Source organism: Idiomarina sp. D18, assembly GCF_057748155.1.
Window position 1 is genome coordinate 1 of the sequence record NZ_CM173240.1, and the last position, 25467, is coordinate 25467.

The following is a 25467-nucleotide window of genomic DNA, read 5'->3' on the forward strand; positions in this document are numbered from 1 at the left end:
CCCGCACCGCGTACGTCGCGCATTGTGCTCGACAACCCACACCGCGCCGTGCGCCCAAGGCGCACGCTACGACCGCGCCACGTACGTCGCGCATTGTGCGCGACAATACATATCGCCCCGTGCGCCCAAGGCGCACGCTACGACCGCGCCCTGTACGTCGCGCATTGTGCGCGACAATCCACACCGCGCCGTGCGCAGAATGCGCACGCTACGACCGCATGATGGTACCACCGCGCCCTGTACGTCGCGCATCTTGCGCGACAATCCATATCGCCCCGTGCGCCCAAGGCGCACGCTACCACCGCATGATGGTACGCCCGCACCGCGTACGTCGCGCATTGTGCGCGACAATCCACACCGCCCCGTGCGCCCAAGGCGCACGCTACGACCGCGCCGCGTACGTCGCGCATTGTGCGCGACAATCCACACCGAGCCGTGCGCAGAATGCGCACGCTACCACCGCGCCACGTACGTCGCGCATCTTGCGCGACAACCCATATCGGTCCGTGCGCAGAATGCGCACGCTACGACCGCACCGCGTACGTCGCGCATCCTGCGCGACAATCCATATCGCCCCGTGCGCCCAAGGCGCACGCTACCTATAATTTTTGTTTATATATAATCGTAAACTGCATTATCTTCGTATTGCTAACTACTGGTATATTGCCTTGCATAAATTCTTTGTGTTATGGCCCATGGAGAGCAGTAATGAATAAATATAATGCAATCACGCTCGCCGTTGCTACGGCAACGTCGTTGGGTAGCTTACCCGTATTAGCTCAGCAGCAAGATCAAGCTGAGGCGGATGTTGAAGAGGTAATACAGGTTGTAGGTTCACGTCTTTCTTACCGAACTGCTACCGATGGTGCTGCACCTGTCGACATTATTTCAGCTGACGATTTAGCAGCTACGGGTATTACCGAGACGGCGAAAGCGCTTCAATACGCAGTACCGAGTTTTAATTTCCCGTCGTCATCGGTTACTGACGGAACTGATGCGGTGCGCCCAGCGTCTCTACGGGGATTATCTCCAGATCACACCTTAGTATTGGTGAATGGCAAACGTCGTCATAAGTCGGCCCTAGTACACTTAAGTGGCACAACCGGCCGCGGTAGTTCCAACGTAGACTTGAATGCGATTCCTATTTCAGCGATTAAGCGAATCGAAGTGTTACGCGACGGTGCTGCAGCACTTTACGGTTCGGACGCAATTGCTGGGGTGATCAATATCGTGCTTAAAGACAACGATTCTGGCGGCACAGCTAATGCACAAGTCGGTCAAACCTACGAAGGCGACGGGGAGCAGTATAAGCTATCTGCTAGTGGTGGGTTTAAGGTCGGTGACAACGGCTCACTAACGCTATCCGGCGAATTTCATCACAAGAACCGTACCAATCGCGCGGGACCTGATCCTCGTCAGCAGTATCCGGAATTGCCTAACGGAGAGCCTGACCCAAGAGAAGAAACATTCGATCGCTACAGCTTTCACGTGGGTGATGCAGAATATGAGAACGCTGCCTTATTCGCAAACTATGAGCAAGAAGTGGTTGAAGGCGGCACTTTGTATGCCTTTGCTGGCGTAAGTGACCGCTCATCGGAATCGGGTGCGTTTTATCGTCGTGCATTGCAATCTAATACGCTGACTGAAATCTATCCAGATGGTTTTCTGCCAATCCTTGCACCCGACGTTAAAGACTACTCTGCATATTTAGGCTACGAATGGTTGCAGGGGGAATGGACGATTGATGTCAGTGCGGGTCATGGCGTTAGCGAGTTTCAATACAACGTTGAAAACTCTTTGAATGCCTCTTTAGGGCCGACTCAAACACCGACGTCATTTGAAGCAGGCACGTTGGAAAATAAAGAGACAAACGTCACCATTGACGCTCAGCGATTTTTGCCGTTTTTTAATAATTCCGACTTATCAATAGCGACGGGAATTAGCTATAGAAAAAACACTTATCAAATTACAGCGGGTGAAGAGGCCTCTTATATTGATGGTGGTTATCAAGATCGTCCGTCCGGTAGTCAGGGCTTCAGTGGCTTCACTCCGGATTCGGAAGTCGATCAAAGTCGCGATAACGTCGGTATTTATTTAGAAGCAGAGAACCAGCTAACCACTGATTTTATGTGGGGCGCAGCCGTTCGTTACGAGGACTACTCTGACTTTGGTGATAATACAAGCTGGAAGCTGTCAGGTCGTTACGACATTACAGACAGATTGGCTATTCGTGGTGCAGTGAATACTGGCTTTCGAGCTCCGAGTGTTCAGCAACTTTACTTTACCAATGTATCGACTTTGTTTGTTGATAGAGGGGACGGTTTAGTACCAGAACAATCAGGAACTTTTAATAATCTGAGCGACGTAGCTAACGCACTCAACATCGGTCGTTTGCAGCCAGAAGAGTCACAGAGTTACAGTTTAGGCTTAGTGTGGAATGGTTATAATGGTCTCGCGGTGACATTGGATGCGTATCAGATAGCGATAGATGATCGCATCATTCTATCAGGTGACGTCTCGCCTACTGATTCGCAGGCCGTGGCTGATGCTTTAGCGCAAACTAACGCCGATAACGCTCGATTCTTTGTGAACGCAGTGGATACCACCACTCAGGGTATTGACCTTGTCGTGAGCAAAGATTTCGAACTTAATAATTATGGGTCACTCAAAGCGCAACTTGCATATGGCTACAATGATACCGAGATTGACTCTGTAAACTTACCGCCGCTACTTGATGGTTTAGAGCAAGTTCTTTTTGATGAAGACGAGCGCGTGAGAATGACAGAGTCGGTTCCCTCAAGTAGTGCTTCACTTGGCTTGACTCACCAATTAGGTCGCTGGACTAGCAACGTTCAATTGAGTTACTTTGGTACTTATAGTATCAATTATTCCAGTGGTAAAGAGACTTACGGACCGAATTGGATTACCGACATTACAGTGAGTTACGCGCTAAATGATCAGTTTGATATCACGGTCGGAGCGCAAAACCTGTTCAACGAATACCCAGACGAACGGGGTGAAGGTAATCAATTTAATGGTATCTTCAAATATCCACTCACTAACTCGCCAATTGGATTTAATGGCGGCTATGTTTATACAGAAGTTGAATACCGTTTCTAATAAAATCGAGTTAGTCAAAACCGCCACAAAGTGGCGGTTTTTTTATGTTTAACGCTTAATAATTTTGGAAACAAACGCCGTAAATATAAAAACTACATAATAAACAATCACTTATATGTTGGCATGGCATTTGAATTATATTCACTGAAGTGAACAGTTTAGGAGAACAATATGTCCACGTATAAACGAAGTGCCGGTAAAGGTTGGCTCATTGCATTAGTGATTGTGGGCGCGCTATTTTTCGCCCCAGAGATACTTTCGGGGTTGGGTTTTGCGGTCGGTTCAGTTATTGAATTTACAATCAGTCTATTGGTCGGTTTCGCCATTGTTGGATTAGTATTTTTTGTCGTGATGACCGTGTTTGGTAGCGTACTACTGGGACTTGGTGCAGGTTTTCTTGCCTTGATATTTACCGGGATTGGTATGTTTTGGCCGCTTATCATTTGTTTGCTGATTCTTTACTTTGTATTTCGGGATCGACGCAAAACCGTGTAACATCATCTCAATGATCAATAATTGAGGTGAATATCATGTTAAAACTCTTCTTTGGTCTTGCGCTCATGGTTTCTAGCGGAGCTATAGCGCAAGATGCGTTGACTATTACAGATGCGCGCGCGAAAGAGTCAATCCCAGGCTCAAATAATGGCGTCGCGTTCGCAACAATAAAGAACAACTCGGCTGCAACCATAGTGATTAAAAGCGTGTCTTCAAATGTCAGTAAAATGACTCAGATCCATACGCATAAAATGAAAGATGGCATGATGTCGATGATGCATGTTCCTGAACTTGCGATTGCTCCCAACGAGCAAGTTGTATTTCAAAGTGGAGGTTATCACTTCATGTTGATGGGGTTGAAGCACCCTTTGTCTCAGGGGGAAACTTTTAATCTGAGCATTTCGTACGATAATAATCAGACACAAACTATTTTAATTCCGATTGAGGGTCGATAACAGGCTATGCGAATAGGCAAATTAAAGTTAAGTGTAAAGTGGTTACTCATTTCATTAGTATCCTTTTTAATCTTACTGTGGATAGTTGCGTGGTGGTTTTCTGAAGAGCCAGATACGTTTGACGTTGAACAACGTGTTGAAGCCGAAGCTAAGCGTCTCAATCTAGAGGCCGTAAATGGTTTCGCAACTTCAACGGCGGCCATCGATGTGTTGGATACGCTGCTAAATAAGCGCGGCGGTTATATGAGTAATGATCTTCTGCCACCGTTTGCCTGGGTCGACGATATTCCTGCCTGGGAATATGGGGTTGTCCAAATGACCCGTGATTTGCTGTTAGTTATGCGTAACGAGTATAGCCGCTCACAGTCCCAGTCAGCTGAGAATACTTTTCTTGTCGTAGCTCAGCCGGCAATGAACATTGATCATACCAGTTGGTTTGCGCCATCACCCGAAAGTGAATTCAGTGAAGTGATAAGTCAACTTAAGCAGTATCGTTTGGCACTTGCAGATCCTAACGATCACTCAGCTCAATTTTACTCGCGAGCCGATAATTTGCGTGCGTGGGTTGCAGAAGTAGAGAAGCGTTTAGGTTCTCTATCTCGCCGTTTGAGTGCCAGTGTTGCGCGAGTAGAGCCCGATGTCACCTTGGCGGGTGATGCGAATGCACGGCAGTCAACGCCAACGCCTCGTATCGTTCGTGAGCAAACGAGCTGGTGGAAAATTGACGATGTCTTTTATGAGGCTCGCGGCGCGTCTTGGGCCTTACTCCACTACTTAAAAGCAGTTGAAATCGATTTCAAGGATATCCTAGAAGATAAAAATGCGTTAATTAGCTTGCAACAGATAATTAGTGAATTAGAGTCAACGCAGAAGACGTTATGGAGCCCAATGGTCCTTAATGGTTCTGGATTTGGATTGATGGCAAATCATTCATTAGTCATGGCTAATTATATTTCTCGTGCAAACGCTGCGCTTATTGAATTACGTAGCTTATTAGCACAAGGCTGAACAATTTAAATAGGATAACACTATGAAGCAATTTGCGAAGGTATTACCACTTGCTGGTTTAGCGCTAGCTCCTATGGCAGCAAGTGCCGACACCGTATTAGGTGTGTTCGCTGGTGGGCAGTATTGGGATGGAAATGTCGATGGTTCGATTTCAGCTTTTGATCCGTTAGTACAGTTAGGCAATTATGATGATCAAGGCGAGACGTTCTCCAGCTACTATGTCGCACTTGAACATCCAATACCCTTAATTCCGAATTTTAAAGCACGTTGGAACGACATGACGGTCGACGGTGATGGCATAAATCCAAAAAGCGATTTTAGTCACGTTGATTATATTCTTTATTATGAAATCTTTGACAACGATATCGTCTCGATTGACTTAGGTGTCAATGCAAAACGCTTTGATGGAAACACCCGTTATATCGTCGCAGATGCCGCTGTTACTCCCGTTGATTTCTCTGGTACGGTACCGATGGCTTACGCATCAACAAAAATCGGACTACCATTCACTTCTTGGTGGATCAATGCTGAGGCGAGTGCATTAAGTTTTGACGATAGCGATATCCGCGATGTTAGTGCGTCAGTGGAGTATCAGTTCTTAGATAATGCGGCGATAGATGCGAGCGTGCGTTTAGGGTACCGCGATATGGAAATTAAGCTCGATGATATCGACGATACATACAGTGATATTCGGTTCTCGGGTCCGTTCGTGTCAGTTGACGTTCATTTCTAGATAGCCTGTTATAAATACTTGCAGTTAAAGTTCGATATGGCTAGATTGTTATATCGGAATTAACAAATTGCAGGCAAGAATGAGCAGTAAAAATGAAGAGCCGCTGTTTCTTATCGACGATGAGGAGGAAACGAGGGCAGTTAGTGCATTAGAGAGTTGGAAAATCTTGATCGTCGACGATGATCAGGAGATTCATGCCGTGACTAAAATGGCGCTTTCGGATGTGCTGATTGCTGACAAGTCGCTTGAGTTCATTCATGCTTATAATGGTCAGCAAGCAATGGATATGCTGGCTGACCATGACGACATTGCAATGGTGTTGTTGGATGTTGTCATGGAATCCGATGATGCTGGACTCAAGGTTGCACGAGCCATACGTAATGAATTACGTAACGAAGAAGTTCGAATTGTGCTACGCACCGGTCAACCCGGTTACGCGCCAGAAGAAAGTGTTATCAAAGATTATGATATAAACGACTACAAAACAAAAACGGAACTGACCCGAAGTCGCTTGTTAACCACCGTTTTTGCTGCCATCCGTTCATACCAACAACTACGTACTATCAACGAAAACCGCCGCGGGTTACGAAAAATTATTCACTCTGCATCGAATCTGATGGAAAAGCACTCTATTGTGAATTTTTCTGAGGGCGTGGTGACTCAGTTAGCTTCGCTATTAGGGTTGTCAGCCGAGGGTATCGTAGGAGCGCGAGCGCCACATAAAGATGATGACATTCTTGTACTTGGGGCAGCAGGGCATTTCGCTGGAAGTATTAATCGCTCAATTTCGAGTCTTAATTCGGCATTTATAGAAGAAGCGGTGAAACAGTGCTTGCGGGAAAAGCGTCATATTCAATTACAGGGCGCTTCCGTATTTTTCATCGATGGACAAGTTCATCAAGCCGCTGCTTACATAGAAACAGAAGAGTTGCTGGAGAATTATGACCAAGAGTTACTCGAAGTGTTTCTCGCCAATATTGCCGTGGGATTTGAAAACGCGAACTTGTTTGAGGAGTTGCGTGCCGCGGCTTATCGTGATCCATTGACAGGTGTCGCAAATCGAAGCGAGTTTTCTAAACGCCTATCAGACCTCGCAAAGCAGAAAGATGAACATATTGTCGTTTCAATTATGGATATCGACCATTTTTCTGATGTGAATGACGGGCTCGGACAGGATGTCGGCAACTTATTACTTCGGTCGGTCGCTTTGCGCTTGAGTGAGCAACTGGGGTCTGAGGTGTTTATTTCACGCATTGCCGCTGATGTCTTTGGTTTAATTGGTCCCGAAGAAATTATCTCGCCCCGTAATCTGAATGAGTTATTTAGACTTCCGTATAGAGCGGGAGAGCATCATATTCCATTGAGCATTACCTGTGGCTTTACTGCTGCATCGAATAGCGAGCATGAGAGCGGTAAGAGCTTGCTTAAGCAAGCTTATATTGCACTTAAAAATGCGAAGAAGAATTCTTTTGAGCGTCATAATTACTATCTGCCTTATATGGAGCAGGAAACTCAGCGTCGGTTACATATTGTACGCATGCTGCGGGCCGATTTCGCAGAAAGACGGTTAGAGGTGTGGTATCAGCCGCAAGTCTGTTTAGCTTCAAAACGGATTATTGGTGTTGAGAGCTTGCTGCGATGGCCGCAGCGCGATGGTAGTTTTATCTCTCCTGGCGAGTTCATTCCGCTGGCAGAATATTCAGGGTTAATCGTTGATATCGGTGCTTGGGTCATTGAAGAGGCTTGCCAGCAGATCCGCCAGTTTGACGAGCTAGGTTTGCCCGAACTTCGCGTTGCTGTCAACGTATCAGTGCCGCAATTTAGAATGCGTGATTTTCCTGAGTTAGTCGAACAGCAGTTACAAAACCATAATGTCAGCCCAGACCGACTTGAGCTGGAAATCACTGAGAGTATTGTGATGGAAGATCCTGATCTTGTGGCCGATATACTTTACCGTCTAAAACGGCAAGGTATTCATGTGGCTATTGATGATTTTGGCGTCGGCTTCTCATCGTTGAGTTATCTTCAGAAACTTCCACTCGATCGTATTAAAATCGACAAGACATTCGTACACAACTCAAATGAAGACAGTGGCCGTATCATTATTGAGACTATTGTGAATATGGCTCATCGACTTGGAATGAGTGTGTTAGCAGAGGGTATTGAGCTTGAAGAGCAAGTGAGTTATTTCAAAAACTTACAGGTGGCGGAGGCACAGGGATTTCATTTCGCGAAACCCATGCCAGCACAACGGTTGGCGGAGCTGCTTGCTAAACAATCCGCCAACATAGATTAATATCTTTACTGATAAACCGTGACGCTATCAGCTTTCATTGAATAGCCCGTAACCGCTAAATCACTGTCTGTGCGTTGAGTTGAGATAGTTCCTTCGACCCAAACCGCATCGTAGGTGTTCTCGTAAGGAACACCTTCTTCGAACTTAACGTGGATAATTTGGTTAGGAGGCGGTGGTGGAACATGGATACAAGCACCAAAATACGGGACTAATAAGAACTCTGTAACCGCATCCGCGTTGCCTTCCAGTTGTACGACATAGCCAGGAATTTTCACTTTCTTGCCATCTAGCGCCTGTACAACAGGTGCATCAAGAAACTTTTGCTCTGCTTCTTCAGGGTTTTGGTCGTAATACGACTGAGGCTTTACAGGGGGAGGGGTAAAGCCTTCAGGTACTAAATCTTTCCAACCAATTTTTTCGCTTGCGAACGCCATGTTCTGACTCGCCAGAAATAGCAACGCTGTGCTCATCATTACTTTCAAACTATTCTTCATACTTTCACCGTTAAACCGTCTGCAAGTGATTGGCGGTAAGCGCGCCAAGCAGGTACAAGACTCATTAAGAAGCCTGCAACAACCACAAATAACATTCTCCACCATTCTGCAGCGGTAGGCCACTGCAGAGCAAACAATAATCCCGTTTGCTGCTGAATCACGCCGGCAAGGGAAATTTGCAGGATATATAGCAACGCCAGCCCCGACGCCGTAGCAATGATCGTTAATAATACTGCCTCAGTGACCAACAACGTGAACAGCGTGCCAGGACCCGCACCTACCGCTCTTAACACAGCCATCTCTCGGCTGCGTTCACGTAGACTTGCCAGTAAGATCGTTAGCATGCCGAGTAGGCCAATGATAACTACAATAGCGGAGATACCATTAAGAGCTTGCTCAAACACACGTAATGTCTTCCAAAGTTGTTGCAATGTTTGTCCCGGCATTAATGCAGTCAGTGGCTCACCATCTGCGGTGTTGATGTCGCGCTGCATAAATAACGCCATTTGGCGCGACTTTAAACCCACCAATGCCGCGCTTATAGCGCTGGTCGGGTGATGGTGGTCAGCGTGCTCATCATGACCGGTGTGCTCGTGCGCATGCTCTTCGGCTTCGCTAGCAGTCTCTCCGCCATGAATGTCCTCAAGCGTTTTTAAGTCAACATAAATGGATTGGTCAACAGGGGTGCCTGTGCGTTTCAAAACGCCAACAACATCAATTGGATGTCCACTGTGTTGGCTAAAGCTTATGCCGCCTGTGCCATGTGCGATAATGAGTTGGTCGCCAACTCTAAAGTCCAACTTTTCTGCGGCATCAGCGCCTAATACGGCTTGCTCAGAATGATTAAACCACTCGCCGTGCTGCAATTTAAGTGGCTGTTGGTTGGCATACTTAAAATACTGGAAGTAACCGGCGGTCGTCGCAACAACCGGCATGCCACTGACACTATCACCCAAGGAAATGGGTACTGACCATTCTACCTGACGATTTTGGCTAAGCTTCTCATAGCTCTGCCAACTCATGCTATTGTTAAGCGCTCCGATATGAAAAACAGACGCCAGTAGCAGTTGTACGTCGCCGCTTCTGGGGCCGACGATGAGATCGGTGCCCGATACGGTATTCGCGAAATTCGCTTGGACTTGTTCTTTTACTCGTTCAACGGCGAGCAGTAGTGCGACGCTGACAGCGATTGCAATAACCGTCAGTAACGCACTGGTTTTGCGATTAGCCAAGCTTTTAATAGCAAGTTTAAGCATGGGGTGAACCTCCCGCTGCTCGATTGATGTCGCTTAACTCAACATGACGATTAAAATACTGCCCGAGACTCGCATCGTGCGTCACAAATAATACGGTTGTATTATTCTGTTCGCTGAGTTCGAGCAAAAGTTTTATAAAATCATCTCTGCGATCGCTATCGAGCGCTGAAGTCGGTTCGTCAGCGATCAATAACTCGGGTGCACCGAGCAATGCTCTTGCAGCTGCCACGCGTTGCTGTTGACCCACACTCAAGTTAGCCGCCGCTTGTTGTTGCTGCGAGGCACTAAGACCGAGCCGTTTTAAGTATTGAATAGCGAGCTGTTCCGCCGACTGGCCACTTTCAGCTACGCGCTGGCGGCGTTTAGGAGAAAATTGAGTTGCCAGGAGCACGTTGTCGAGCGCGCTTAAGTATGGGAGTAAATTGAATTGCTGAAAAATATAGCCAATGTGATTAGCACGAAATCTATCGCGCTTGCGGCCACTGAGGTTAGATAAGGACTGGTCGAGTAAACTCACATTCCCCTGTTGAGCTACGTTGATACCCGCAAGCAACGATAACAACGTCGACTTACCACTGCCACTCGGTCCGCGGAGCAAAACGGATTCACCCGTTTCTACCTGCCAGTGAGGAATATCTAAAGTGAGTTGACCACCTTGCCACGCAAAGGCAAGGTGGTCGATTTCTATGGCATAAGCCATAATTACTTCTGAGCGCGTTTGTAAGAGGACTCGATTTCCTCTTTCGCGTCTGCTGCGTTACCCCAGCCTTCGACTTTGACCCACTTGCCTTTTTCGAGTTCTTTGTAACGCTCAAAGAAGTGCGTGATTTGTGCACGAAGTAATTCAGGAAGGTCATCAATGTCCTGAACATGGTCGTACTCTTTAGTCAGCTTACTCACCGGGACAGCAACGACTTTCGCATCTTCGCCTGATTCGTCGCTCATTTTAAGCACGCCGACAGGGCGGCATTTAATGACCGAGCCGGCTTGCAATGGATAAGGTGTAGGAACAAGCACGTCAACGGGGTCACCGTCGAGAGACAAGGTATGGTTCACAAAACCATAATTGCATGGATAGAACATTGGCGTCGCCATGAAACGATCAACCCAAAGGGTGCCAGTGTCTTTGTCGACTTCATATTTAATCGGGTCAGCATTTGCTGGAATCTCAATGATTACGTTCACTTCATCGGGAAGATTGTTACCCGCAGGTACGTTACCTAAACTCATAATGTTTCCTACATCAGTTAATTGTTAACCACTAAATTATATCGTTTGTCGCTATCGGGGCAAGGGATTAAGCTAAGGTCTTACCCATGCTTCTCATGATATTCAACGCATTTTTGTACTTCATTTGTCGAGCCCATGACAACAGCTACACGTTGGTGAATCTGCTCAGGCTCAATATCTAAAATGGGCACATAGCCATTACTTGCCGAGCCGCCCGCCTTCTCTACAATCATAGCCATTGGTGCAGCCTCGTACATTAAGCGCAGTTTATACGGCTTGTCAGGATTACGAGCATCCCACGGATATGTAAATAAGCCGCCACGAGTGACTAAACGGTGGACATCAGAAACCATTGCCGCGTTCCAACGCATATTAAAATTCTTTTGTCGAGGGCCGTCCTCACCCAAAAGCAGGTGTTCGACGTATTCGCGCACCGCCGTACCCCAGTGGCGTTGATTAGACATATTTATTGCGAACTCTTGAGTGTCCGCTGGGATAGACGCAGTGTCCTTAGTCAGTAAAAACTCACCTACTGTTTGGTCGAGCGTGTAGGTGCGGACATGCGATCCTGTTGTCATTACCAACATAGTCGAGGGACCATAAAGTACGTATCCTGCCGCGACTTGGTTACGCCCTTTTTGCAGAAACATAGATTCGTCATTGGCGCTATTTTCTGGCTTGGGTAAAACCGAAAAAATAGTACCCACTGTACCATTGATATCGATGTTTGAGCTGCCATCAAGCGGATCAAAAGCAACTAAGTACTCGCCTGAATTCGGACTCAATACAATGCTGTCCTCTTCTTCCGACGCAATTGCGTGTACACGAGGAGACTCAAGCAATAAGGTTTTGAGCAATTGGTTTGCGACCACGTCGAGCTTTTTCTGCGTTTCACCCTGGATATTTTCGTCCAGTGTTGAGCCCAATACCCCGGCGAGGGCGCCTTGATGCAGCCGAAAAGAGATCTCTTTAGCGGCAATTTGTATGGTATTTAGAACTGAAATAAGTCCTTCAGGTGCATTATCAGCACGGAGCGTTGGAAGCAGGCGTTTCATGTCGTTCCATTCCCTTTTTGTCGTGACAGGTGTATGGACGCGTATCGTACATTAATTCTGCGCAAAAATCCTGTTGATTGTGCGCTTGAATGATACACTTAGCCTTTTATTTTAGCTCGAAAACTAACTATGCATATTCACATTATTGGTGTCTGTGGCACATTTATGGGCGGCATCGCTCGTTTAGCAATTGAACTGGGTCATCAGGTTACAGGTTCCGACCAGCAGGTTTACCCGCCGATGAGTGATCAGTTGCGAGCTTTGGGTATTGATCTCATCGAGGGCTACCGTGCTGAGAATATCGATAAAACGGTCGAACTTGTCATTATTGGTAACGCTTTGAGTCGTGGAAACCCAGAGGTGGAAGCGGTACTCGATCAGAAGATGAGTTATTGTTCCGGCGCTCAATGGTTGCACGATAATGTCCTAGTTCAGCGTTGGGTGCTTGCTGTTTCCGGGACGCATGGTAAAACGACGACAGCCAGCATGCTTACTTGGATTTTGCAAGCGAATGGCTATCAGCCTGGCTTTTTGATTGGTGGCGTACCCGGTAACTTTGATGTGAGTGCAGCGCTGGGTAAAAGTGACTTCTTTGTTATTGAGGCGGATGAATATGATACCGCATTCTTTGATAAGCGATCTAAATTTGTTCATTATTCACCGAACACTCTAGTTATCAACAATCTTGAGTTTGATCACGCTGACATTTTCGACACGTTAGCTGATATTCAAAAGCAGTTTTCCCATTTATTGCGAATTGTTCCTGGAAATGGGCAAGTCATCATTCCCGACCAAGTCGATGCCATCGAACAGGTGATCACACAGGGTTGTTGGAGTGACGTGGTAAGGGTTGGCAAAGACTGGCATTACCATGCTAATTCAGCGGATGCGTCGTTATTTAATCTTCGTCGAGACGATAACGAAGTCGCTGTTAAGTTGCCTTTAGTGGGTACCCATAATATGCAGAATGCTGTGATGGCAATGATCGCGGCTTTCCATGTTGGCGTATTACCGCAACAGGCGGCTGAAGCGTTAGCAACATTTAAGGCCCCTAAGCGGCGATTGGAGTTATTGCTTGAGCACCGCGGAATAAGAGTGTTCGATGACTTTGCACATCATCCTACCGCCATTAAAACCACGGTGGAAGCGCTTAAAAAGAGCGAAACAGGACGACTAGTGGTATTTCTTGAACCTCGTTCAAATACGATGAAAAGCGGTGTCCATAAAGACGCTTTGGCAAACGCACTTGCCGATGCGGATAGTATTAATATATTTGCTCCTGCGTCTATCGAGTGGGACATTGCTAGCGCAGTGCCTAATGCGTGTGTATTTAGTGACACAGAAGCAATGTTGCAACATGCTATCGACGATCTAGTACCTGGTGATACGGTGGTTATTATGAGTAACGGTGGGTTCGAGGGTATGCAAAATCGCTTAGTCAAAGCTCTACAAGCAACATAAATCATGAGTTGGGTAGTTAATAATGAGATCTGAAGATAACCGCATCACAGTCGCAATTACTGGAGCATCGGGTGCCCCTTACGCTATTCGTTTGATAGAATGTCTTCTGCAGCAGAAGCAACAGGTTTATTTACTTGTCTCGAGTGCGGCTCGTGTGGTGATGGCAACTGAACATAACGTAAGCTTATCTGCGGCCCCTGAAAAGATGCAGCAGCAATGGGTCGAGTTGCTTGAAAAACGCGGCGTTGAAGTTGTCTCAAACCAGCTACAAGTATTCGGTAAAGAAGAGTGGTTTTCACCGGTTGCTTCGGGCTCCGCCGCGCCTAAGCGAATGATTATTTGTCCCTGCTCGACAAGTACTTTGTCATCAGTGGCGTTAGGTAGCAGTAATACCTTGATCGAGCGAGCTGCCGATGTCGTTCTCAAGGAACGCGGGCAATTGATACTAGTTCCACGCGAAACCCCACTTTCGGCAATACACTTGCGTCATATGTTGCAGTTGAGTGAGCAGGGAGTCACGGTTATGCCCGCTGCACCGGGTTTTTACCACCAACCGGAGACGATCGACGATTTAATCGACTTCATGGTCGCTCGGATGCTAGATCACTTAGGTCTTGAACAGTCGTTGATGCACCGTTGGGGCTATGGAAAGGAGTAAACTTTAGTAATGACTAATGCACTAGAAATCAAAGGGTTAAGAAAAGTCTATAAGGGTGGCTTTGAAGCACTTAAAGGGATCGATTTAACAGTTCAAGAAGGTGACTTTTATGCGTTACTAGGTCCTAATGGCGCAGGTAAGTCTACAACCATTGGCGTTATCTCAAGCCTTGTCAATAAGACCGAAGGCAAGGTAACGGTGTTTGGGTATGACCTTGATACGCAGCTTGCCGATTTAAAAAGACAAATTGGCCTCGTACCACAAGAGTTTAACTTTAACCAGTTTGAAACAGTACGTCAGATCGTCGTTAACCAAGCGGGTTATTATGGCGTACCACGAAAGTTGGCGCATCAACGTTCAGAGAAATATCTAAAGCAATTGGGGTTATGGGACAAACGTGACCAGCCTGCACGCGCGCTCTCAGGCGGCATGAAGCGTCGGCTCATGATCGCACGCGCCTTGTTGCACGAGCCCAAATTACTGATTTTAGATGAACCGACTGCTGGGGTTGATATCGAGCTACGCCGTTCGATGTGGGATTACCTCACACAAATTAATAAAGAAGGCATCACCATCATTTTAACGACTCACTATCTAGAGGAAGCTGAGATGTTATGTCGTAATATTGGCATTATCGATGCGGGTCGTATTGTGGAGAATACTTCTATCAAGAAGCTGCTTACTCAATTAAGCCGTGAAACCTTTATTCTAGATTTGGCAGAAGGTCATAAAGACATCTCAATCGATGGTTTCGACAGTCGCTGGAGCGACGATAACACCCTCGAAGTTGATGTCGAGAAAGACGCTGGCTTGAATAACGTATTTGAGCAGCTGAGCGGGCAAGGCGCGAAGGTCTTATCGATGAGAAACAAGGCCAACCGTCTCGAAGAGTTATTTGTTCATATGGTTGAGAACGGCCGAAAACAAGAGGAGAGTAGTCAATGAGTAACGCATCGGCCAATATCATAGCGCTAAAAACAATTTGGATAAAAGAGTGCACGCGTTTTCTGCGTATTTGGGTGCAAACTTTAGTGCCGCCTGCAATTACCATGACACTCTATTTTGTCATTTTCGGTAGCATTGTGGGTGAGCGTATCGGCACCATGAGTGGTGTGACTTATATGGAGTTCATCGTACCGGGCCTTATCATGATGTCGGTGATTACTAACTCCTACTCCAACGTGGCTTCGTCGTTTTTTAGCGCAAAGTTTCAACGCAACATTGAAGAGATGCTGGTCTCGCCGGTACCGACGTGGGCCATTATTCTTGGTTATGTTGGTGGTGGTATGGCACGTGCAATGATCGTGGCGGTCATTGTGACATTCGTCTCCTTTATGTTTGTCGATATTAGCATCGCGCACATTGGCTATGTCATTCTGACCGTGGTATTAACCTCAACGCTATTTGCTCTAGGTGGTTTACTGAATGGTGTATTCGGTAAGACATTTGACGACATATCTATCGTACCGACTTTCGTTTTAACACCGCTAACTTATCTCGGTGGTGTGTTTTACTCGGTGTCATTGCTACCTGAGTTCTGGCAGAACGTGTCGATGGCAAACCCAATCTTATATATGGTAAATGGATTCCGCTATGGCTTTTTAGGTCAGTCAGATGTGGGTATTGCGACTGCCATGTGGGTTTTAATTGCTTTTAACGTGGTGTTTTTCTCAGGTGCCTATTACTTGCTAGAAAAAGGTAAGGGAATTCGTTCGTGAACCAAGAAGCACGCCCAGTACACTCGAACCAAACAGGTCCTCATGAAGATACCCTGAGTGTCGCTCGTCGGCACTGGGGGTCGGAGTTTTTAAAGCCCATACAGGCTCATAACCAAGCAGCATTTGATGCGGTGAATGAGCCTGTGCAATCATGGCAGGGACCGATTATTTTAGACTCGTGCTGCGGTGTCGGTGAGAGTACCGCTAAGTTGGCAGAACAATATCCTGACGCCTTAGTCGTGGGGGTCGATAAGTCGAGTCATCGATTAGATAAACATGACTTTTACGAGGGCTCATCGCGAGGACAGCGTTACTATCTGGTGAGAGCAGATTTACTCGATTTCTGGCGTTTGGTTGCGGCAGCTGAGTGGCCCGTTGAATTGCATACAATTTTATACCCGAATCCATGGCCCAAGCAGGCGCATTTATCTCGACGCTGGCATGGCTCACCCGTGTGGCCTGCGGTGGTTCAAATAGGTGGCCAGTTACAGATGCGTTCTAATTGGAGTACCTACTTGCTCGAGGTCGCGCAAGCGTTAAGTCTCAATCAGGTGGATGCTTCGGTGGGTTACCTTGCGATGGATCCTGAGCAGGCGATGACACCTTTTGAGCGTAAATATTTAGCCAGTGGACAGGCACTATGGCGGTTAACCGCTGATTTAACGGCTGCAGTTACTGCAGTTGAGAATGTGGACAGGTAAGCATATGAATGACGTTGACGATAAGTCATACGCGGAAGTAAACCAAGAGTCTTTGTATCGGATTTTTACGTTGCCCGAGGCGCCCGACTCAACGCTAAGCCGAATCGAGAAAGATCTGTCTGAAAACCTTTTAGGATTCTTGGGCGATCATATCGTGGCAAAAGAAAAGCCACTACAAGATATCGAGCGCGACTTTGAGAAAGCGTCGATTCCAGAAAATCCGCAGTTTGTCTCAGACCATACTGAGTTTTTACTTGAGAAATTAGTTGCGCACTCAGTACATACAGCTTCACCGAAGTTTATCGGCCATATGACGTCGGCACTACCCTACTTTTTGATGCCGCTCGCGAAATTGATGGTTGGTCTCAATCAAAACCTTGTCAAAATTGAAACCTCCAAAGCATTTACGCCGCTTGAGCGTAATGTCATTGGTATGCTGCATCACTTGGTTTACCAACGCGAGTCATCGTTTTACAACCGCTGGATGCATAGTGCACAACATTCACTTGGCGCATTTTGTTCGGGCGGGACCGTGGCGAATATGACCGCACTTTGGGTAGCGCGCAACCAACTGTTGAAGCCAGACGGTGACTTTGCGGGGATAGCCGCAGAAGGCTTAGCTGCGGGACTGGCGCATTATAATTACAAGCGCTTGGTGGTATTAGTTTCGGAACGCGGACATTACTCGTTGAGCAAGGCCGCTGATGTGCTGGGCATTGGTCGTAAGAATTTAGTGGCCGTCGCTACCGATGCTAATAATCGAATTAAGATTGATGCGTTGCGACAGGCCTGTCAGGACGTACGTGAACAAGGCGGCGAAGTGCTGTCGATAGTAGGCGTCGCGGGAACCACAGAGACTGGGCATATAGACCCATTGGCTGACATGGCTGATATTGCTGAGCAATTAGGTATTCACTTTCATGTTGATGCGGCGTGGGGTGGTGCGACGTTATTGTCCAACGATTATCGACATTTATTAAGTGGCATAGAGCGCGCTGATAGTGTCACCATTGATGCGCATAAGCAAATGTATGTGCCCATGGGCGCGGGCTTGGTGCTGTTTAAGGACCCTGCAATGGTTAAGGCGATTGAACATCATGCCGAATACATTATCCGTCAGGGTTCGAAAGATTTGGGCTCTCACACCATGGAGGGTTCACGGCCGGGTATGGCGATGATGGTTTTTTCAGCCATGCATGTAATCGGACGTCGTGGTTATGAGCTTCTAATCAATAACAGCCTTGAAAAAGCCCGCTACTTCTCTAGTTTGATCGCCGAACAAGATGACTTCGAGGTTATCACAGAGCCCGAGTTGTGTTTATTAACCTATCGCTTTGTACCTAAGCGCGTGAAGCTAGCGCTGGAAGCAGCCAATGTTGAGCAAGTGGAGCGCCTAACTCCGCATCTTAATGCACTCACGCGCTACATTCAGAAGCGGCAGCGTGAAAGTGGCCGCTCATTCGTATCGCGTACAAAGCTGACACCTGAGCATTACTACCGTGTGCCGACCGTTGTCTTTAGGGTCGTATTGGCGAATCCGCTCACGACCCATGACATGCTACGTGAAATTATCGCGGAACAACGCGAAATTGCTGAGAAAGCAACGAGCCTAAGAGGGGCGTTGCACACTGAAATGCGCGAGTTAGGTTTGATTCGCGACGCGTAAGTTATCAATCAAGCGCGTGCTGCCGAGTTTGGCAGCCGCCAACACCACCCACTCCGGGGCGTCGTCAGAGGCCACCGTCAGATCGTGAGCATTACGCACTTCAAAATAGTCGACAGCAAAACCATGTTGCGAAAGCTGTTGGCTTGCTTGTCGGCATAACGAAGTGGCTTTAGAGGCGCTACTCAAGTGTTGCTTGACCCAACACAGCTGCTGATAAATAAGACTTGCCTGCTCGCGTTGCGAAGTTGATAAGTATCCATTCCTTGAACTCATCGCTAAACCCGAGCCTTCACGTTGTATCGGTGCACCGATAACCTGAACGGGTAATGAGAGGTCGCTCGCCATTAAACGAATTACTTGCAGTTGCTGAAAATCCTTCTCACCAAACACCGCAACGTCGGGTTGTGCCATGTTAAACAGCTTACATACGATAGTCGCCACGCCGGTAAAGTGGCCTGGGCGGCTCGCACCGCATAGTATGTCGCTGATGCCGGGAACCTCGACGCGGGTTTGTTGCTCGAGTCCGCGTGGGTAAACCTCATCGACAGTAGGTGTGAAGACTGCGTGCGCACCGGCATCACTTAACAGACGGCAGTCTTGCTCCAACGTTCGTGGGTAACTATCAAGGTCTTCGCCTGCTCCAAATTGCATGGGATTCACAAAGATGCTGACGACAACTTTATCTGCCAGTGTTTGTGCCTTTTTAACTAGGCTCAAGTGACCTTCATGTAAATTGCCCATGGTAGGCACTAAAGCAACCGAAGTGGTTTGTTCCGAGCGCCACTGACGCATACTTTTTAAGTTTTTTAGTACTAACATAACTAGCCCTCGTAGCTATGCTTTAATTCAGGAAAGTCACCCGACTTCACTTGTTCGCTAAACTGACGAAAAGCACCGGCTATCCCATCACCTTCTTCCAAAAAGTTTTTAGCGAACTTTGGTAAGTACTCACTGTTCATACCGAGCATGTCATGCATCACTAAGATCTGGCCATCGGTGTCAGGACCCGCGCCAATGCCAATAGTAGGAATGGTAAGTGCTTCGGTGACGCGCTTGCCTAAAGAGTTGGGAATACACTCGAGTACGAGTAATTGTGCGCCGGCAGCTTCGAGCTGTTTTGCTTGTTCAATCAGCTGCACTGCTTGCGCCTCTTGTTTACCTTGTACCCGGTAACCACCTAGCACATTGACGGACTGGGGAAGTAAACCAAGGTGTGCACAGACCGGGATGCCGCGTTGGGTGAGTGCTTTAACCGAATCAACGAGCCAGTCACCCCCTTCGAGCTTCACCATATTGGCCCCTGCCTGCATAAGCTGAGCCGCGTTTTTTAAAGTATCGGTTAGCGTGCCGTAGCTCATAAACGGTAAGTCGCTCATGATAAAGGCTTCTGGCGCGCCACGACGAACGCATTCAGTGTGATAAACCATGTCCGTCATTGTGACCGGCACAGTCGACGAACGGCCTTGCACAACATTGCCGAGTGAGTCGCCTACCAAAATGCAATCAACGCCTTGCTCAACCATTAGTTTTGCAAAGCTTGCATCGTATGCCGTAAGAGAAGCAATTTTCTCGCCTTGTTGTTTCTTTTTTTGTAGTTTGGCAATGGTCATCGCAACCATAGGACTATCCTTAACTGAGCAAAGTCATGAGTTCAGAATGTGAGCATAACACGGCAAGCGGTTCATCAGTAAGCATGGCAAGTTGCTGTGCTACCGTATTATTATTGGGTAATTCGAGCTGTGGGGCAAACTCAGCTAGCGGCTGTAATACGAAGCGGCGCTCATAAATACCTGGATGCGGCAGTTTAAGCACTTCAGTATCGGAACGAACGTCATCAAATAGCAGTAAATCGAGATCGAGTGTCCTCTCGCCCCAGTGACGAATTCTTTGTCGTCCAAATTCGTCTTCGACGTGATGGAGAAGCGCTAACAGTTGCTCAGCCGTTAAATCATGACATTCGACTTGGCAAACGGCATTGACGTAGTCGGGCTGGTCTTGTGGTCCCATAGGTTTGGAATGGTAAAGCGACGATACATTGATCAAGTTGAGATGCGCTGATTGGCTCAGGTGCAACAACGCCTGTTTGAGCTGTTGCGCTGGGTCACCCAAATTAGCGCCCAACGCAATAAAGGCATTACTCATTACTCTCAGAGCCCTTCGGTTTTTTGCGTGATCGAGGTCGCCGACGGCGTTTAGGTCCTGAGCGGCCTGGCTTTTTGCCAATGACCTTATTAGGCGCTTTCTGTGCCTTAGTCCAAAACTGACTCAGCTCAATCAGCTCATTAGAACCTTCAACTTCGGCGCGCAGCATGAGGAAGTCGTATGCCGCGCGAAACTTTTTATGTTCAAGCACCTTCATCGCCTTTCCACCACGGGTACTTTGTAAGCGCAGCTGTAATTGCCACATATCACGGACGGGGAGCGAAAAGCGTTTTGGTACAGCAACCGTTTGGTTTTGCCTATCGATCACGTCGGCAGAGGCAATATTGAGCGCATCCATTGGTGGCAGTCCTGACTCAACCTCCAATTGTGAGCGACGTGCTTCCATTGGATACCAGAGCATGACCGCTAACAAATAAGCGGGTGTGACGCGCTGCTCGTTATTGACTCGTTTATCAGTGTCCGAGAGTGCACGTTGGATAAGAGCTATCGCGGGTGACTGCTCATCTTTTAAATAGGTTTTAAGCACCGGGAACATCTGTTGGAACAAGTTGTGCTGCACCATCATTTCAAAGTTCGCGCTGGCTTTACCTGCCATAAACATTTTCAGGAATTCGTCAAACAACCGTGCGGGTGGGATGTTCCTGAGAAGAGATGCCATTTCGACAATAGGCTCTTGGACATGCTTATCCATCTGCATGTTAAGCTTTGTGGCAAAGCGAATGGCTCGCAACATACGCACTGGGTCTTCACGGTAGCGTTGTTCAGCATCGCCAATCAGTCGTATCACACCGGCGTCTAAGTCTTTTTTGCCACCCGCAAAGTCGTAAATGCAGAAATCAGCAATATTGTAGTACATCGCATTAACAGTAAAGTCGCGTCGCTCAGCATCTTCTTCGATTGAGCCGTAAACATTGTCGCGCACTAAAAAACCTTGCTCATCGGTTTTGGCTGTCGGTTGTTTACGTGTTTGTGATGTTGCTTCACTATCGTCTTCTTTGTGATGCCCGCGGAAGGTCGCGACTTCAATAATATCTTTCCCGAATACGATATGTGCTAAGCGAAAACGTCTACCGACAAGGCGACAGTTGCGAAATAATTTTTTTACCTGCTCAGGCGTTGCGTTGGTTGTGACATCGAAGTCTTTCGGTTGAATACCTAGAAGCAGATCGCGTACACACCCGCCCACCAAATAGGCTTCAAAGCCTGAGTTATGGAGGCGATATAAAACTTTAAGCGCGTTATCGCTTATATTTTTGCGAGATATTGGATGCTGATCGCGAGTCAGCTTAGTTAGCTGTGGTAAACGGCTATTCGATGATTTTTTAAAGCTTGACATTGCTCGTTCAGCTAGCTTTTTGAATTGCTTGATAATGACTGTTCTCCGCTTTAAGTCTGCACGCTCATTGATGGGCGCGCATATTGTACCTTTATTATACGATCATTTGCCACTGTGATTGCCATTGTAGAATCGCTGCAGTCAACACTGCATCGACACTATCATAATCGTTGGCATCCCCTAGGGAGAGTGATAACACCTTGGCGGCTGCGATGAGGTTCGCTATTGGATGCGTTGCATCAATCGCTGGCGCGTGATTTTGCTTGCTCAGTTTGCGTCCGTTAGGGTCAGTAACTAAGGGCAGGTGCAACCAGCGAGGGGTTCTTCCGCCTAATGTTTGCCACAGTGTTGCTTGCCAGAAGCTAGGAATTAACAAGTCCGAACCGCGCACAATATCGGTGATGCCTTGTGCTAGATCATCGACCACGACAGCTAATTGGTAGGCAAACAAACCATCACGGCGGCGTAGAATAAAATCTTCTTGGGCAAACTGGACCTCTGCCTCGACGTACTGGTGACGACGGTCAAATAAGTGAGTTTTCGCGTTGTCGTTTTTGAAGCGGATAGCATAAGGAGTCGGGCGTGGTTGGCGTGTTCTGCAGTAACCAGTGTAATACTCGCCCTGGGCACGTATTTGCTTTCGGCTACAATCACATTGATAAGTTTGCGCGCTGATATCAGCGAGCACGCGCGCATAGACGTCGTCGCGCTGGCTTTGGTAAATAACTGTTTCGTCCCAATGTAAATTGTGGGCTTCCAGTTGTTTGAGTATCTGCGTGTCGGCATCGGGGACGGCACGGGTTTTATCAACATCTTCGATGCGCACGAGCCATTGACCGTGGTGCGCGCGTGCATCCAAGAAGCTGCCCAATGCGGCAACAAGTGAGCCAAAGTGCAAAGGACCCGACGGGGTCGGTGCAAACCGACCCCGGTAGCTATCAGAAGACTGAGGTTGAATCGGTTTAAGCACCGGTCATCTGTTTTTCTTTAATCTCTGCAAGCGTTTTGCAGTCGACACAAAGATCGGCTGTTGGGCGTGCCTCTAACCGGCGGATGCCAATTTCGATGCCACATGAATCGCAGAAACCGAAGTCATCTTCCTCGATTTTTTGCAGAGTTTTCTCGATCTTTTTGATAAGTTTGCGTTCGCGATCACGCGTGCGCAACTCAATACTGAACTCTTCCTCTTGAGCGGCTCTATCGACCGGATCAGGGAAGTTTGCAGCTTCATCTTTCATGTGGTGAACCGTACGGTCCACTTCCTGGCGTAATTGGCGGCGCCACTCTTCTAGAATTTTGCGAAAGTGAGCTAATTGCTCATCATTCATGTATTCTTCGCCCGGCTTCTCTTGATACGGCTCTAGCCCGGCAAGCGCCAGGATGCCATGCGTTTTCTTCTTGCCCTCTGGCATCATGGTTCTCCTACAGTTAATTCGCTGCTCTTAAATTAAACAAGCTGAAAAAAAGGACGCTACATATAGCAGAAAGGCCATCCTAAGGCAACGTCTTTTCGTACTTTTTGAACACTCATACAGCCTGTATTATTCGTGACTCAGCATGACAGGTAACACACCGGTAGCTCGTATACCTTGCTCATTTATATCGGTGCTTAATGCATAAAACTCGACGCCTTTTTGCGCTGCATTAATACAGGCGTTTGCATATTTTGGATCGATGTGGGCGGCAGGTTTTACGTGGTCTGCGCCAGAGTGCATGCAGACGTATAGCATTACCGCTCGGTGACCTTGCTCACGCATGTGTTCGAGCTCTTGCACGTGCTTTATTGCTCGAGCGCTCACGGTGTCGGGGAAGTAGCCGCATTGTTGCTCAACCAGGGTGACGCTTTTGACCTCTACGTAACACTTTGCGCCCGTATTACTTTCACCGAGCCAATCAATACGGCTGTTTTGCTCGCCGTAGCGTTGTTCAGCAAGCCACTCGTTGAACTCAGCGAGCTCGGTGATAAGCCCCTGCTGTAATGCCTCACCGGCAACTTGGTTTGCCCGCTGGGTATTGATAACAATCCAATCACTGGCAAAGTTTTGTGCTAACTCCCAAGTCTTTGCATATTTGCGCTTGGGATTATCTGATACACTACACCATACTTTGTAGCCTGGTTCCGCGCAGCCTGTCATGGCGCCGGTGTTAGGGCAATGAACTGTTTCGATACTTTGGGGTTGTGCAGCAAACTCGATATCCGCTAAAAATCGTTTATATCGTTGGTGTAAGATACCCACTTCGAGTGGCTTGTTAAATTGCATGACTGTCCTTATAACCCTAAAGTAAACGCATCGACAAATTAATGGGAGATGATTCTGATGTCTAGTTCAGTAAATGTTTTTCTAACTTTAGATAAACCTGCGGCGTTCTTAAAGCAGTCGGCTTTAGTGAGTCACTCCGACCAAGGCGTTAACGTTCATGTTGGATCGGACAGCGTTGAAAACTTACGGAAAATCCAAAAAGCAGGCCGTCATCTTGATGGACAGGGTTATGCTTCAGTTCAACTCGCTGGCGCGGGTTGGGATATGGAAAGTCAGTGGGCATTCTATCAAGGTTTTAATTCAACCATGTCAGACAATACAGTGGCATGGAACGAAACCGATGAAGGAGTCGCCTCACAGCTTGATGATATGCGAGCGGCTAATCAATTTACTCGCGAACTGGTGAACTTGTCGGCCGAAGAAATCTATCCGTTAAGCTTAGCTGAGCGCGTCAGTGAGCATTTAAAGAGTATTGCGCCAGAGAATGTCAGTGCACGTTTTATTGTCGGCGATGAACTCAAAAACGAAGGTTGGATGGGTATTTATACTGTCGGTCGCGCGAGCCAACATGCGCCTGTGCTGGCTGTCATCGATTACAACCCGACGGGCGATGAAAACGCGCCTGTTGATTACGCGCTCGTGGGTAAAGGTATTACGTATGACTCGGGCGGTTATAGTATCAAGCCAAGTGAAGGTATGTTGAGCATGAAGTGCGATATGGGTGGCGCCGCGACGCTCGCCGGTGCACTTTCAACGGCCATTCGTCGAGGCCTGAATAAACGCGTGAAGCTATTCTTGTGCTGCGCAGAGAACATGATCAGTGGCAAAGCCTACAAGCTGGGCGATATCATTACTTATAAAAATGGGCTTCGCGTGGAAGTGGTCAATACCGATGCTGAAGGGCGACTCGTGCTAGCCGATGGCTTAATGGCTGCAGGTGAAGCGGGGGCTAAGCAGGTGATCGATGCTGCGACGCTGACCGGTGCCGCGCAAATGGCTGTGGGCAATGAGTTTAATGCGGTGTTCAGTATTGATGAACAGGCAGCGGCGCTTGCGCTGAACTGCGCTGCACAAGAGAACGAGCTTTTATGGCGCTTGCCGTTGGCAACATGGCATATGGAAAATACACCTTCACCTTTTGCAGACTGTGCGAATAGTCGTCCACAGAAAGGTGGCGGTGCGGGTGGTGCAAGCAACGCGGCTGGCTTTTTACTGCGTTTTGCACCGAATGATGGACAAGGTTGGTTGCACTTTGATTTGGCCGGTGCGTATCAGAAGTCATCAACGCCAATGTGGGCTGCGGGCGCGACAGCGATGGGCGCACGCACAATCGCTGCAACCTTATTGGCTGATTAATGTAT

At 47.7% G+C, this 25467-nt stretch carries 25 protein-coding genes; 13 read left to right on the forward strand and 12 right to left on the reverse strand.

Annotated features, from left to right (window positions below):
* Positions 1-708 precede the first annotated feature (708 nt).
* The 6 genes from AC3AP5_RS00005 to AC3AP5_RS00030 all read left to right on the forward strand — a co-directional run bounded on the left by AC3AP5_RS00005 (position 709) and on the right by AC3AP5_RS00030 (position 8107).
* Positions 709-3120, forward strand: a complete 2412-nt coding sequence (locus AC3AP5_RS00005; protein WP_272977519.1) for a TonB-dependent receptor plug domain-containing protein — start codon at positions 709-711, stop codon at positions 3118-3120.
* 171 nt (positions 3121-3291) lie between these two features.
* On the forward strand, positions 3292-3615 hold the full coding sequence (locus tag AC3AP5_RS00010; RefSeq protein ID WP_272977518.1) for a hypothetical protein: 324 nt from the start codon (positions 3292-3294) through the stop codon (positions 3613-3615).
* Between the two features lie 35 nt (positions 3616-3650).
* Positions 3651-4070, forward strand: coding sequence for a copper chaperone PCu(A)C (locus AC3AP5_RS00015; protein WP_487326858.1), 420 nt, complete (start codon positions 3651-3653; stop codon positions 4068-4070).
* 6 nt (positions 4071-4076) lie between these two features.
* The gene (locus tag AC3AP5_RS00020; RefSeq protein ID WP_487326859.1) at positions 4077-5078 is read left to right on the forward strand and encodes a DUF2333 family protein; all 1002 of its coding nucleotides are present in this window, start codon (positions 4077-4079) and stop codon (positions 5076-5078) included.
* Between the two features lie 22 nt (positions 5079-5100).
* Positions 5101-5811, forward strand: a complete 711-nt coding sequence (locus AC3AP5_RS00025) for a TIGR04219 family outer membrane beta-barrel protein (RefSeq protein WP_272977517.1) — start codon at positions 5101-5103, stop codon at positions 5809-5811.
* 79 nt (positions 5812-5890) lie between these two features.
* Positions 5891-8107, forward strand: coding sequence for a GGDEF/EAL domain-containing response regulator (locus AC3AP5_RS00030; protein ID WP_348671147.1), 2217 nt, complete (start codon positions 5891-5893; stop codon positions 8105-8107).
* 5 nt (positions 8108-8112) lie between these two features.
* Here the strand turns inward: AC3AP5_RS00030 and AC3AP5_RS00035 are convergent, their stop codons facing one another.
* The 5 genes from AC3AP5_RS00035 to AC3AP5_RS00055 all read right to left on the reverse strand — a co-directional run bounded on the left by AC3AP5_RS00035 (position 8113) and on the right by AC3AP5_RS00055 (position 12142).
* Positions 8113-8601: a DUF3299 domain-containing protein gene (locus tag AC3AP5_RS00035; protein WP_487326860.1), complete on the reverse strand. Its 489-nt coding sequence runs from the start codon at positions 8599-8601 to the stop codon at positions 8113-8115.
* Positions 8598-9857: an ABC transporter permease gene (locus tag AC3AP5_RS00040; RefSeq protein WP_487326861.1), complete on the reverse strand. Its 1260-nt coding sequence runs from the start codon at positions 9855-9857 to the stop codon at positions 8598-8600. The genes AC3AP5_RS00035 and AC3AP5_RS00040 overlap by 4 nt, the downstream gene beginning before the upstream one ends.
* Positions 9850-10557 carry an ABC transporter ATP-binding protein gene (locus AC3AP5_RS00045; protein ID WP_272977650.1) on the reverse strand — a complete coding sequence of 236 codons (708 nt, stop codon included), beginning with the start codon at positions 10555-10557 and terminating at the stop codon, positions 9850-9852. Before AC3AP5_RS00045 ends, AC3AP5_RS00040 begins: the two co-directional genes overlap by 8 nt.
* A 2-nt stretch (positions 10558-10559) precedes the next feature.
* Positions 10560-11087: an inorganic diphosphatase gene (ppa, locus tag AC3AP5_RS00050; protein WP_006954321.1), complete on the reverse strand. Its 528-nt coding sequence runs from the start codon at positions 11085-11087 to the stop codon at positions 10560-10562.
* An 80-nt stretch (positions 11088-11167) separates the two neighbouring features.
* A complete protein-coding gene (locus tag AC3AP5_RS00055) occupies positions 11168-12142 on the reverse strand; it encodes a class 1 fructose-bisphosphatase (RefSeq protein ID WP_006954320.1) in 975 nt (324 codons plus the stop codon).
* A 129-nt stretch (positions 12143-12271) separates the two neighbouring features.
* Between AC3AP5_RS00055 and mpl the strand changes: the two genes are divergently transcribed.
* The 6 genes from mpl to panP are packed head-to-tail and all read left to right on the forward strand — an operon-like array spanning position 12272 to position 18346.
* Positions 12272-13603, forward strand: a complete 1332-nt coding sequence (mpl, locus tag AC3AP5_RS00060) for a UDP-N-acetylmuramate:L-alanyl-gamma-D-glutamyl-meso-diaminopimelate ligase (RefSeq protein ID WP_487326862.1) — start codon at positions 12272-12274, stop codon at positions 13601-13603.
* Positions 13604-13625: 22 nt separating this feature from the next.
* On the forward strand, positions 13626-14261 hold the full coding sequence (locus AC3AP5_RS00065; RefSeq protein WP_006954318.1) for a flavin prenyltransferase UbiX: 636 nt from the start codon (positions 13626-13628) through the stop codon (positions 14259-14261).
* A gap of 9 nt (positions 14262-14270) precedes the next feature.
* On the forward strand, positions 14271-15206 hold the full coding sequence (locus AC3AP5_RS00070) for an ABC transporter ATP-binding protein (RefSeq protein ID WP_006954317.1): 936 nt from the start codon (positions 14271-14273) through the stop codon (positions 15204-15206).
* The gene (locus AC3AP5_RS00075; protein WP_006954316.1) at positions 15203-15979 is read left to right on the forward strand and encodes an ABC transporter permease; all 777 of its coding nucleotides are present in this window, start codon (positions 15203-15205) and stop codon (positions 15977-15979) included. Before AC3AP5_RS00070 ends, AC3AP5_RS00075 begins: the two co-directional genes overlap by 4 nt.
* Positions 15976-16680 carry a tRNA (guanine(46)-N(7))-methyltransferase TrmB gene (gene trmB, locus AC3AP5_RS00080; RefSeq protein WP_006954315.1) on the forward strand — a complete coding sequence of 235 codons (705 nt, stop codon included), beginning with the start codon at positions 15976-15978 and terminating at the stop codon, positions 16678-16680. Before AC3AP5_RS00075 ends, trmB begins: the two co-directional genes overlap by 4 nt.
* A gap of 4 nt (positions 16681-16684) precedes the next feature.
* Complete coding sequence (panP, locus tag AC3AP5_RS00085; RefSeq protein WP_040487582.1) at positions 16685-18346, forward strand: pyridoxal-dependent aspartate 1-decarboxylase PanP; 1662 nt, start codon at positions 16685-16687, stop codon at positions 18344-18346.
* Here panP and panC read toward each other — a convergent pair.
* From panC to sfsA, 7 genes are all read right to left on the reverse strand, one after another.
* Positions 18323-19165 carry a pantoate--beta-alanine ligase gene (gene panC / locus AC3AP5_RS00090; protein ID WP_487326863.1) on the reverse strand — a complete coding sequence of 281 codons (843 nt, stop codon included), beginning with the start codon at positions 19163-19165 and terminating at the stop codon, positions 18323-18325. The genes panP and panC overlap by 24 nt on opposite strands.
* Positions 19166-19167: 2 nt before the next feature.
* On the reverse strand, positions 19168-19965 hold the full coding sequence (gene panB / locus AC3AP5_RS00095) for a 3-methyl-2-oxobutanoate hydroxymethyltransferase (RefSeq protein ID WP_272978626.1): 798 nt from the start codon (positions 19963-19965) through the stop codon (positions 19168-19170).
* A 10-nt stretch (positions 19966-19975) separates the two neighbouring features.
* Positions 19976-20488, reverse strand: coding sequence for a 2-amino-4-hydroxy-6-hydroxymethyldihydropteridine diphosphokinase (folK, locus tag AC3AP5_RS00100; protein WP_287830758.1), 513 nt, complete (start codon positions 20486-20488; stop codon positions 19976-19978).
* The gene (gene pcnB, locus AC3AP5_RS00105; protein ID WP_272978629.1) at positions 20481-21845 is read right to left on the reverse strand and encodes a polynucleotide adenylyltransferase PcnB; all 1365 of its coding nucleotides are present in this window, start codon (positions 21843-21845) and stop codon (positions 20481-20483) included. The genes folK and pcnB overlap by 8 nt, the downstream gene beginning before the upstream one ends.
* A gap of 94 nt (positions 21846-21939) precedes the next feature.
* Positions 21940-22815: a tRNA glutamyl-Q(34) synthetase GluQRS gene (gene gluQRS, locus AC3AP5_RS00110; RefSeq protein ID WP_006954309.1), complete on the reverse strand. Its 876-nt coding sequence runs from the start codon at positions 22813-22815 to the stop codon at positions 21940-21942.
* Positions 22808-23257: an RNA polymerase-binding protein DksA gene (gene dksA / locus AC3AP5_RS00115; protein ID WP_006954308.1), complete on the reverse strand. Its 450-nt coding sequence runs from the start codon at positions 23255-23257 to the stop codon at positions 22808-22810. Before dksA ends, gluQRS begins: the two co-directional genes overlap by 8 nt.
* 129 nt (positions 23258-23386) lie before the next feature.
* Positions 23387-24106, reverse strand: a complete 720-nt coding sequence (sfsA, locus tag AC3AP5_RS00120; RefSeq protein WP_006954307.1) for a DNA/RNA nuclease SfsA — start codon at positions 24104-24106, stop codon at positions 23387-23389.
* A gap of 57 nt (positions 24107-24163) precedes the next feature.
* On the opposite strand from sfsA, the gene pepB reads away from it, so the two are divergent.
* A complete protein-coding gene (gene pepB, locus AC3AP5_RS00125) occupies positions 24164-25462 on the forward strand; it encodes an aminopeptidase PepB (RefSeq protein ID WP_006954306.1) in 1299 nt (432 codons plus the stop codon).
* Positions 25463-25467 lie beyond the last annotated feature (5 nt).

Coding starts and splice junctions, on each gene's coding strand:
- AC3AP5_RS00005 (WP_272977519.1), top strand. CDS start 709: ATGAATAAATATAATGCAATCACGCTCGCCGTTGCTACGGCAACGTCG.
- AC3AP5_RS00010 (WP_272977518.1), top strand. CDS start 3,292: ATGTCCACGTATAAACGAAGTGCCGGTAAAGGTTGGCTCATTGCATTA.
- AC3AP5_RS00015 (WP_487326858.1), top strand. CDS start 3,651: ATGTTAAAACTCTTCTTTGGTCTTGCGCTCATGGTTTCTAGCGGAGCT.
- AC3AP5_RS00020 (WP_487326859.1), top strand. CDS start 4,077: ATGCGAATAGGCAAATTAAAGTTAAGTGTAAAGTGGTTACTCATTTCA.
- AC3AP5_RS00025 (WP_272977517.1), top strand. CDS start 5,101: ATGAAGCAATTTGCGAAGGTATTACCACTTGCTGGTTTAGCGCTAGCT.
- AC3AP5_RS00030 (WP_348671147.1), top strand. CDS start 5,891: ATGAGCAGTAAAAATGAAGAGCCGCTGTTTCTTATCGACGATGAGGAG.
- AC3AP5_RS00035 (WP_487326860.1), bottom strand. CDS start 8,601: ATGAAGAATAGTTTGAAAGTAATGATGAGCACAGCGTTGCTATTTCTG.
- AC3AP5_RS00040 (WP_487326861.1), bottom strand. CDS start 9,857: ATGCTTAAACTTGCTATTAAAAGCTTGGCTAATCGCAAAACCAGTGCG.
- AC3AP5_RS00045 (WP_272977650.1), bottom strand. CDS start 10,557: ATGGCTTATGCCATAGAAATCGACCACCTTGCCTTTGCGTGGCAAGGT.
- ppa (WP_006954321.1), bottom strand. CDS start 11,087: ATGAGTTTAGGTAACGTACCTGCGGGTAACAATCTTCCCGATGAAGTG.
- AC3AP5_RS00055 (WP_006954320.1), bottom strand. CDS start 12,142: ATGAAACGCCTGCTTCCAACGCTCCGTGCTGATAATGCACCTGAAGGA.
- mpl (WP_487326862.1), top strand. CDS start 12,272: ATGCATATTCACATTATTGGTGTCTGTGGCACATTTATGGGCGGCATC.
- AC3AP5_RS00065 (WP_006954318.1), top strand. CDS start 13,626: ATGAGATCTGAAGATAACCGCATCACAGTCGCAATTACTGGAGCATCG.
- AC3AP5_RS00070 (WP_006954317.1), top strand. CDS start 14,271: ATGACTAATGCACTAGAAATCAAAGGGTTAAGAAAAGTCTATAAGGGT.
- AC3AP5_RS00075 (WP_006954316.1), top strand. CDS start 15,203: ATGAGTAACGCATCGGCCAATATCATAGCGCTAAAAACAATTTGGATA.
- panP (WP_040487582.1), top strand. CDS start 16,685: ATGAATGACGTTGACGATAAGTCATACGCGGAAGTAAACCAAGAGTCT.
- panC (WP_487326863.1), bottom strand. CDS start 19,165: ATGTTAGTACTAAAAAACTTAAAAAGTATGCGTCAGTGGCGCTCGGAA.
- panB (WP_272978626.1), bottom strand. CDS start 19,965: ATGGTTGCGATGACCATTGCCAAACTACAAAAAAAGAAACAACAAGGC.
- folK (WP_287830758.1), bottom strand. CDS start 20,488: ATGAGTAATGCCTTTATTGCGTTGGGCGCTAATTTGGGTGACCCAGCG.
- pcnB (WP_272978629.1), bottom strand. CDS start 21,845: ATGTCAAGCTTTAAAAAATCATCGAATAGCCGTTTACCACAGCTAACT.
- dksA (WP_006954308.1), bottom strand. CDS start 23,257: ATGCCAGAGGGCAAGAAGAAAACGCATGGCATCCTGGCGCTTGCCGGG.
- sfsA (WP_006954307.1), bottom strand. CDS start 24,106: ATGCAATTTAACAAGCCACTCGAAGTGGGTATCTTACACCAACGATAT.
- pepB (WP_006954306.1), top strand. CDS start 24,164: ATGTCTAGTTCAGTAAATGTTTTTCTAACTTTAGATAAACCTGCGGCG.